We start from the raw sequence: 1,118 nt of genomic DNA on the forward strand, positions 1-1,118 counted from the left end.
GCTGAAAAAATGGGTGAAATTGTTACTGACCGCCTTGATGACAGCTTTAACGATTTGATGAACTACGACTTTACTGCACGTATGGAACAGAAACTGGACCAAATCGCAGAAGGTGAAGTGAACTGGAAAGCAGTGCTAGACAGCTTCTTTGCGGATTTCACTGGTGACCTAGAAAAAGCCGAGTTAGACGAATCTGAAGGTGGTATGAAGCTAAACCACATTGTGATGACGGATATCGAGTGTCCGACATGTGGTCGCCCTATGGGTATTCGTACCGCTTCTACAGGCGTATTCTTAGGCTGTTCTGGTTACGCATTGCCACCTAAAGAACGTTGTAAGACAACCATTAACTTGGGTGACGAAGAAGGTATTATCAACGTTTTAGAAGAAGACGTTGAAACGGCTGCTCTTCGTGCGAAAAAACGTTGTCCGATCTGTGAAACTGCGATGGACGCGTACTTGATTGATGACAAGCGCAAGATGCACGTTTGTGGTAACAACCCGAACTGTGAAGGCTATGTTGTTGAGTACGGCGAATTCAAAGTGAAAGGCTACGATGGCCCTGTTGTTGAGTGTGACAAGTGTGGCTCAGACATGGTGCTTAAGAACGGTCGCTTTGGTAAATACATGGATTGTACGAGTGAAACTTGTAAGAACACCCGTAAAATCCTGAAGAACGGTGAAGTAGCGCCACCTAAAGAAGATCCTGTGCACTTCCCAGAATTGCCATGTGAAAACTCAGATGCGTACTTTGTGCTTCGTGATGGTGCTTCTGGCCTATTTATGGCGGCAAGCAACTTCCCTAAATCGCGTGAAACAAGAGCACCTCTAGTCTCTGAACTGGCGCGTTTTGAAGAGCGTCTACCAGAGAAGTTTAAGTACCTAACAACGGCTCCTCAAGAGGATCCAGATGGCCGCCCAGCCGTGGTTCGCTTTAGCCGTAAGACGAAAGAGAACTATGTTCGTTCAGAAGACGACGGTAAACCAAGTGGTTGGACTGCACTTTACGTTGATGGTAAGTGGGAAGTCACTGATAAACGTAAAAAAGCGAAAGCTTAAACTCAACTTGTAAAATAAAGGCAGCAAATACACTGCCTTTATTTTTATATCTTCCTATC

At 45.3% G+C, this 1,118-nt stretch carries 1 protein-coding gene; it reads left to right on the forward strand.

What is annotated here, in order from left to right; all coding sequences use genetic code 11:
- Positions 1-1,059, forward strand: a 1,059-nt coding sequence (locus tag R8269_RS25615) for a topoisomerase DNA-binding C4 zinc finger domain-containing protein (protein WP_318222962.1), incomplete at its 5' end; no start/stop codon positions are given.
- Positions 1,060-1,118 lie beyond the last annotated feature (59 nt).

The sequence above is a fragment of the Vibrio sp. Vb0667 genome, from assembly GCF_033391095.1.